This is a genomic window from Kribbella sp. (assembly GCF_035655035.1).
Classification (GTDB): domain Bacteria; phylum Actinomycetota; class Actinomycetes; order Propionibacteriales; family Kribbellaceae; genus Kribbella.
Genome location: NZ_DASRVN010000154.1, coordinates 1 through 5557 on the forward strand (window position 1 = coordinate 1; position 5557 = coordinate 5557).

The 5557-nt window shown below is 68.7% G+C and carries 7 protein-coding genes and 1 pseudogene; 3 read left to right on the plus strand and 5 right to left on the minus strand.

The genetic code is table 11. The annotated features are described in order from the left end of the window. A pseudogene (locus VFF46_RS08840) lies at window positions 1-445 on the plus strand (pyridine nucleotide-disulfide oxidoreductase); the annotation flags it as partial. Here VFF46_RS08840 and VFF46_RS08845 read toward each other — a convergent pair. From VFF46_RS08845 to VFF46_RS08855, 3 genes are read right to left on the minus strand one after another with little or no spacing between them, the layout of a single operon-like run. Beyond that, a complete protein-coding gene (locus VFF46_RS08845; RefSeq protein WP_325036552.1) occupies window positions 410-1465 on the minus strand; it encodes an ArsR/SmtB family transcription factor in 1056 nt (351 codons plus the stop codon). The pseudogene VFF46_RS08840 and the gene VFF46_RS08845 sit on opposite strands and share 36 nt — an antisense overlap. Next, window positions 1466-1939 carry a GyrI-like domain-containing protein gene (locus VFF46_RS08850; RefSeq protein WP_325036553.1) on the minus strand — a complete coding sequence of 158 codons (474 nt, stop codon included), beginning with the start codon at window positions 1937-1939 and terminating at the stop codon, window positions 1466-1468. 28 nt (window positions 1940-1967) lie between these two features. Further along, entirely contained in the window at window positions 1968-2360 is a 393-nt protein-coding gene (locus VFF46_RS08855) for a nuclear transport factor 2 family protein (protein WP_325036554.1), read from the minus strand. Between the two features lie 85 nt (window positions 2361-2445). Between VFF46_RS08855 and VFF46_RS08860 the strand changes: the two genes are divergently transcribed. Next, complete coding sequence (locus tag VFF46_RS08860) at window positions 2446-3003, plus strand: helix-turn-helix domain-containing protein (RefSeq protein ID WP_325036555.1); 558 nt, start codon at window positions 2446-2448, stop codon at window positions 3001-3003. 7 nt (window positions 3004-3010) lie between these two features. On the opposite strand, the gene VFF46_RS08865 is transcribed toward VFF46_RS08860, so the two are convergent. Beyond that, window positions 3011-3376 carry a cupin domain-containing protein gene (locus tag VFF46_RS08865; RefSeq protein WP_325036556.1) on the minus strand — a complete coding sequence of 122 codons (366 nt, stop codon included), beginning with the start codon at window positions 3374-3376 and terminating at the stop codon, window positions 3011-3013. Window positions 3377-3438: 62 nt separating this feature from the next. Here VFF46_RS08865 and VFF46_RS08870 point away from each other — a divergent pair, with 62 nt between their 5' ends. Continuing rightward, window positions 3439-3903: a MarR family winged helix-turn-helix transcriptional regulator gene (locus VFF46_RS08870; protein WP_325036557.1), complete on the plus strand. Its 465-nt coding sequence runs from the start codon at window positions 3439-3441 to the stop codon at window positions 3901-3903. On the opposite strand, the gene VFF46_RS08875 is transcribed toward VFF46_RS08870, so the two are convergent. Continuing rightward, the gene (locus VFF46_RS08875) at window positions 3900-5138 is read right to left on the minus strand and encodes a serine hydrolase domain-containing protein (protein WP_325036558.1); all 1239 of its coding nucleotides are present in this window, start codon (window positions 5136-5138) and stop codon (window positions 3900-3902) included. The genes VFF46_RS08870 and VFF46_RS08875 overlap by 4 nt on opposite strands. Between the last annotated feature and the right edge of the window lie 419 nt (window positions 5139-5557).

Below are 5557 nucleotides of genomic sequence, written 5' to 3' on the forward strand. Positions count from 1 at the left end.
GTACGGGCGTCAGGTGGTCGCTCGGGTGGAAGAGCGCGTCCGTGCGGGTCTGCCGCCTCGGAGCGTCGTCAGCGTGACCGGTCTGCACCTGCGGCAACAGGAGCAAGCTGCGTGGGACCGTGGCGTCTACAGGCGGCTACCGATGTTCTCGCGCATCACACCGGACGGTGTGGAGTGGGCTGACGGCAGCAAGCAGCACGTGGACACCATCCTCTGGGCTACTGGTTTCCGCGCCGACCTGGCGCACCTGTCGCCGCTACACCTGCGTGAGCCCTCCGGAGGTATCCGCATGAACGGCACTGCCACCGCAGCGGACCAGCGCATCCATCTTGTCGGCTACGGGCCGTCTGCCAGCACGATTGGGGCCAACCGGGCCGGGTTCGCGGCCGCGAGGGCTCTGCGCGACCTCCTAGCGCATGATCAGCGTGAGCAGGTCAGCGCCTAGGGTTGTGAGCGCGTCGTTGTTCAGCCTGTAGGCCACGAATCGCCCTTCGCGTTCAGCCGTGACCAGACCGGCTCTTGTGAGCGCCCGCAGGTGACGAGTGACCTGTGTCGGGTGCAGACCCCACAGCGCAGCGATCTCACCCGCGGTACGCGGCTCGCTGGCAACAGCCCTGCACACCTGGAGACGGTCGGGCGACGCCAGCGCGTCCAGGCGAGCGCGGATCTGCGCAGCAGTCGGTACGTCGGTCGCACGCCCGCCAGTCGGGTAGATGATCGTGATCGGCTCGCCGGGGATCTCCCCGATGAACAGGTGCGGCGCGATGTAGTTGCTCGGGACAAGCAACAGCGCCCGGCTGCTGATGTCGATCCGCTTGCTCTGCACCTTCTGCACCACAACGCTGTCTGCGTCCCGCACGTCGACCGAAGCGTCCAGCGAACGCAGCATCGCCCCGACACCGTCCCGTACCGCCAGGTCTCGGTCTTGCCTGCCACGGGCAGCCAGGGCATCCCGTGACTCGTCCCAGACGGTACGGAACCACTCCTGCCAGCAGGCGTCCAGCAGGTCCACAAAACGACGTACCGGATCAGCAGGGTCGGTCAGCAGCGAGTCTACGAGCGCTGCGGTAGTACGGCCTCGGCTGCGCGCCCAGTGCAGTACTGCGGTGTTGTCGGTGGACCGGCTGCCCAACGGGCGGCCACGGAGCGGGCGGACGAGTTCTGCGGCCACCTCCTCCGGCGGACGTTTACGCAGCGCTGCCAGCTCGTCGTCCCACAACGGCATACCTGTTGCGGTGGTTGTCGCGAAGAAGCGCGCCCGGACCGCGCGTACCGTCCAGGTCCACTGAGCGAGCTCCCCGCGCAGCTCGTCCGACAGTGGAACGGCAGCCGCCCAGTCGGCACGGTCGTGGTGCGCGGGCTCCGCCAGCACGTGCAGAGCGGACCCGAGCTCGATCAGCGGTGAGGCGACATGACGGATCCGTTCGGCGTCGAGCTTGGCGACACCCGCCAGTACGGTCGGCACTCAGTTCTTCAGCTTGAACTGCAGGTCGGTGACCCAGTCGTCCATGTTCGGGACCTCCCGCGGGTCAGAGCGGTAGATCTCCAGACGGGCGGCCCACCTGTCGCCCTCGGCGTCCCACTCGACGCCCTGCTCCGCACCCCAGGCGAGCAGGTCGCCGGTCGCGCGGAGTAGACCGGCCGGGTGCCCGTGGTAGGTGACGGTCGCGTACCGGCCGGCCGGGAGCACGCCGGTGACGATCTCGCCCTCACCCGCGTGCACCTCGTCGACCGGGAACCCGATCTCCATCGTCAGCTCGTGCTCCATGTCGACCACGTCGTACCTGAAGAACGGCGCGTCGTTCGGCGCGATCTCCCGGGCCGCGAGCCAGTCGATCACCTCCCGCAACCGATCCGCGAACGCGGCGATCCCGTCCATCGCCACCTGGCCACGCAGCGCGACGTACGGCCGCTCCCCCAACTCCACGATCTCCGGCATGACCGTCCTCCCAAACTCTGTCCTGAGGTCAACCTAGCGCCTGCTGGATGGCGGCGGTGTCCTGGTACTCGCGCCACTCGGCAACCCGCCCGTCCCGCACCCGCAGTACGCCGACGAACCGCGCCGACCCGCGCCGACCGGTGCCCGCGATCTCACCGCCCAGCTCGTACTCGACCACCGCGACCTCCGGGTCGAGCGTCTCGTGCACCGCCAGCTTCGTGAACCGGTCGAACCGCACCGGGAACCCCGCCCGGGCAGGCACCGCGAACGCGAGCCACTCCTCCCGGCCGACCCACCGCTGCGGGCCCCCTGGCGCGAACGGCGCCTCGATCACGACGTCGTCGGCCAGCAACTCGTCGAATGCCGGCTCACCCAGCCAGCTCGCACCCATCCGGTCGATCACCGCGTGCAACTCGGACATCGCCATCCTCCATAAGGTGAGTACCCACTCAGTTTCATTCGGACTATAGTGAGTGTGCACTCAGGTTTCTACCCCTGGAGATCGAATGGCTCCCGAGCTGCGCGCGGACGCCCGGCGGAACCGCTCCGCGATTCTGACCGCGGCGCGCGCGGCGTTCGCGGAGCACGGCCCGAAGGCGACCACCGAGCAGGTCGCAAGCCGCGCCGGAGTCGCCGTCGGCACCGTGTTCCGGCACTTCCCGACCAAGGAAGCCCTGCTGGTCGCGATCATGAAGGAGTCGCTGCAACGGCTGGTCGAGCTGGCCACCGGCTCAACCTTGTTCACCTTCATCACCGCGGTCGTCGACGAGGCTGTACGGACCCGCACAGTGGTCGCGGCCTTGTCGGACCCCGACCTCGACCTGGGCGATGCGTTGCAGGGACTGACCGACGAGGTCGCCCGGCTGCTCGAGGAGGCGAAGAACGCCGGCCAGGTGCGCAGCGATGTCCGCACCGACGAGGTGATGGCCCTGCTGACCGCCGCTGCGCAGGCGGCTCAGCAGAACGGCTGGCCGGAAGACCTGCGCCGCAGGACGCTGGCGGTGATCTTCCGCGGAGTGACGGTTGCCGACACGACGCACACTGCCCCGATCAGACGCTGCTGACGCGTCGCTACTGCGCCCAGGGTGGCTGGACGGTGGTGCCGTCGGCCAGATGGCCGGTGAAACCCGCGGCGATAGCGACGATCAGCTCGGCCTTCTGCTCGCCGAGGTTGGTCAGCGCGATCGGCTCGCCGGCCGGTACCACGACCGCGTCGCCCGGGCCGAGCTCGACGTCGCCGAGTTGCACGCGGCCGCTCAGCACCATGAACACCTCGTCGCGGTCGAGCGTGTGCGGCGCGTCGCCGCCGTGGCCGACGTCGACCGTCAGCCGCCAGGTGCACAGCCCGGCGGAGCCCCGGCTCGGCGCGGCGTACCCAGTGAACTCGACCCCCGGCAGCTGGAAACGCGGCGCGTCGCCGGCATGGATGACCTGCATAGGTTTCCCCTCCCATTTAGTAAAGGCAACTTGACCAAGTCAGCTTGACTATCATGGCCGGTATGACGCTATCGGGCAAGCCGGATCTCGGCATCCTCCTGCTGCTGGCCGACCAGGAGTTCGTCCGCGCACTCCGCGGGCGGATGGCCGCCCAGGGGTACGACGACCAGGGCCGCTCGGACGGCTTCGTGTTCCGCACGCTCGCCGACGGCCCGACCACGATCAGCCGGCTCGCCGAACGGCTGGAGATCACCAAACAGGGCGCCGGCCAGATCGCCGACGACCTGGAGCGCCGCGGGTACGTCGAACGCCGCCCCGACCCGTCCGACGCCCGCGCCCGCCTGCTGCACCTCACCGACCGCGGCCGCACGGCCCTGTCCGCGGCCCGCCGCTTCCACCACGACTACGAACGCCGGCTCCGTAAACGCCTCGGCGACGACGCGATCGACACCCTGCGCGACGTACTGACCGAAATGGCCGGCGAGGCCCAGATCAGCACGCCGCGTTTCAGGGCGTCGATGTTCTAGCTGAAATACTGCGGGAACAGGTCGTTCGTGGGCCAGGTCTTGACGCCGTTGGCGGCGGTCCACAGGGCGGCGTCGATGTCGCCGTACGACTTGCCGCTGGCGTCGTCACGGCGGTTGAACACGGCCGCCCAGCTCATCCCGTTGTACGTGCGGACCATGATCGAGTACGTGCCGGGCATGCTGCCGGTGTGCCAGGTGTTCCGGCCGGTGCCGCCGGTGACCGGGCGGATCTGCCAGCCGAGGCCGTAGTACCAGCCGTCGGAGTTCACGCCGGTGGACGGCTTCGCCCAGACGCGGCCGAGCGACGTACCGTTCAGCACACTCGACGGGGCGTCGAACATCTTCGCCCAACGGACCAGGTCCGGCGCGCTCGCGATCCAGCCGCCGTTCGCGTCCTGGATCCGCATGCTGAACGAGCCGTACGGCGCGGGCACGACCTTCCCCGACATGTCGAGCACCGTCGGGCCCGTGTACTGCGACTCGTACGACGTCTCGCCGGTGTGCTTCGCGATCGAGTAGCCGAGCGCCATCCGCTTGATCTTCAACGGCGCGAGCAGCTTCTGCTTCACGTAGTTCTCGTAGCTGAGCCCGCTGACCTTCTCGATCACCCGGCCGGCCAGCGTGTACCCGAAGTTCGAGTACACGTACTTCGTCCCCGGGTCGAAGTCGAGCTTCTGCCCGGCGACGTACTTGATCACGTCCGCGGTGTGCAGCTCCATCGGTACGCCGAGGGTCCGGGAGATCGTGGCGTCCTTCCACTCCGGGTCGCCGGACACGTCCCGGTCCCAGCCGCCGAGGTGCTGCAGCACCTTCCACAACGTGATCTGCGACCACCGCGGGTCCCGGGTCAGTCCGGTCGCCGGCTTGATGTCGATGATGTTCGCGACCGGCGTCGACAGGCTCAGCTTCCCGTCCTGCACCAGCTTCACGATCGCGGCCGCCGTCAACGACTTCGACAAGCTGGCGATCCGGAACAGCGACGTCGGCTGCACCGTCAGCGCGGTCGACGTACTGTAGCCACGGGCAAGCACCAGCCGCCCCTTGTACGTCACCGCGACCTGCCCCGCGGTGATCCCCCGGGCTTGCATGAACGCCTTCATCTGGTTGTCGAACCCGACCAGCGCCGGCACCGCGGTCCCCGTCGCCTTCCAGGTAGCAGCCGCATCAGCGGGCCGCTCGATCAAGTACCCAGCACCAGTACCCACCGCAGCGGTGACACCAGTCGCGACAGCCAACTTCCCAAGACTCCGACGCGACAACTCCACGAACGCCTTCTCCTTCAAACCAGGGGTTTACAACCCCGGGAGTCTTTCACCTCAGGAGGTCTACCAGCGTGGCCTCCTGCGCCGGTTGCGCGCCGTCGCGTGGTACACCATCCCCGAACGCAGTCACCCGCGCCCGTAGATGGTCGGATCCGCCTGCCGCGATGGACTGGGCCGACGTTCGGTCCCGATCAAAGGCAGGCGTCAGCCCCTCTGGCCTTGGCGCGGGGCGTCTGACCTGGGTTCAAGGACTCAAGGGATCGCGAACGGTGGTGGGCCGACGGCAGGCTCGATGGGCGTGCGGTCACCCCAGACAGCAAACCGCGCCGCGGCGGTGAGGGTCGCTTCGTCGGCCTTCCACCGCCCGGTTCGTGGAGCACGCCCGGCCGCAC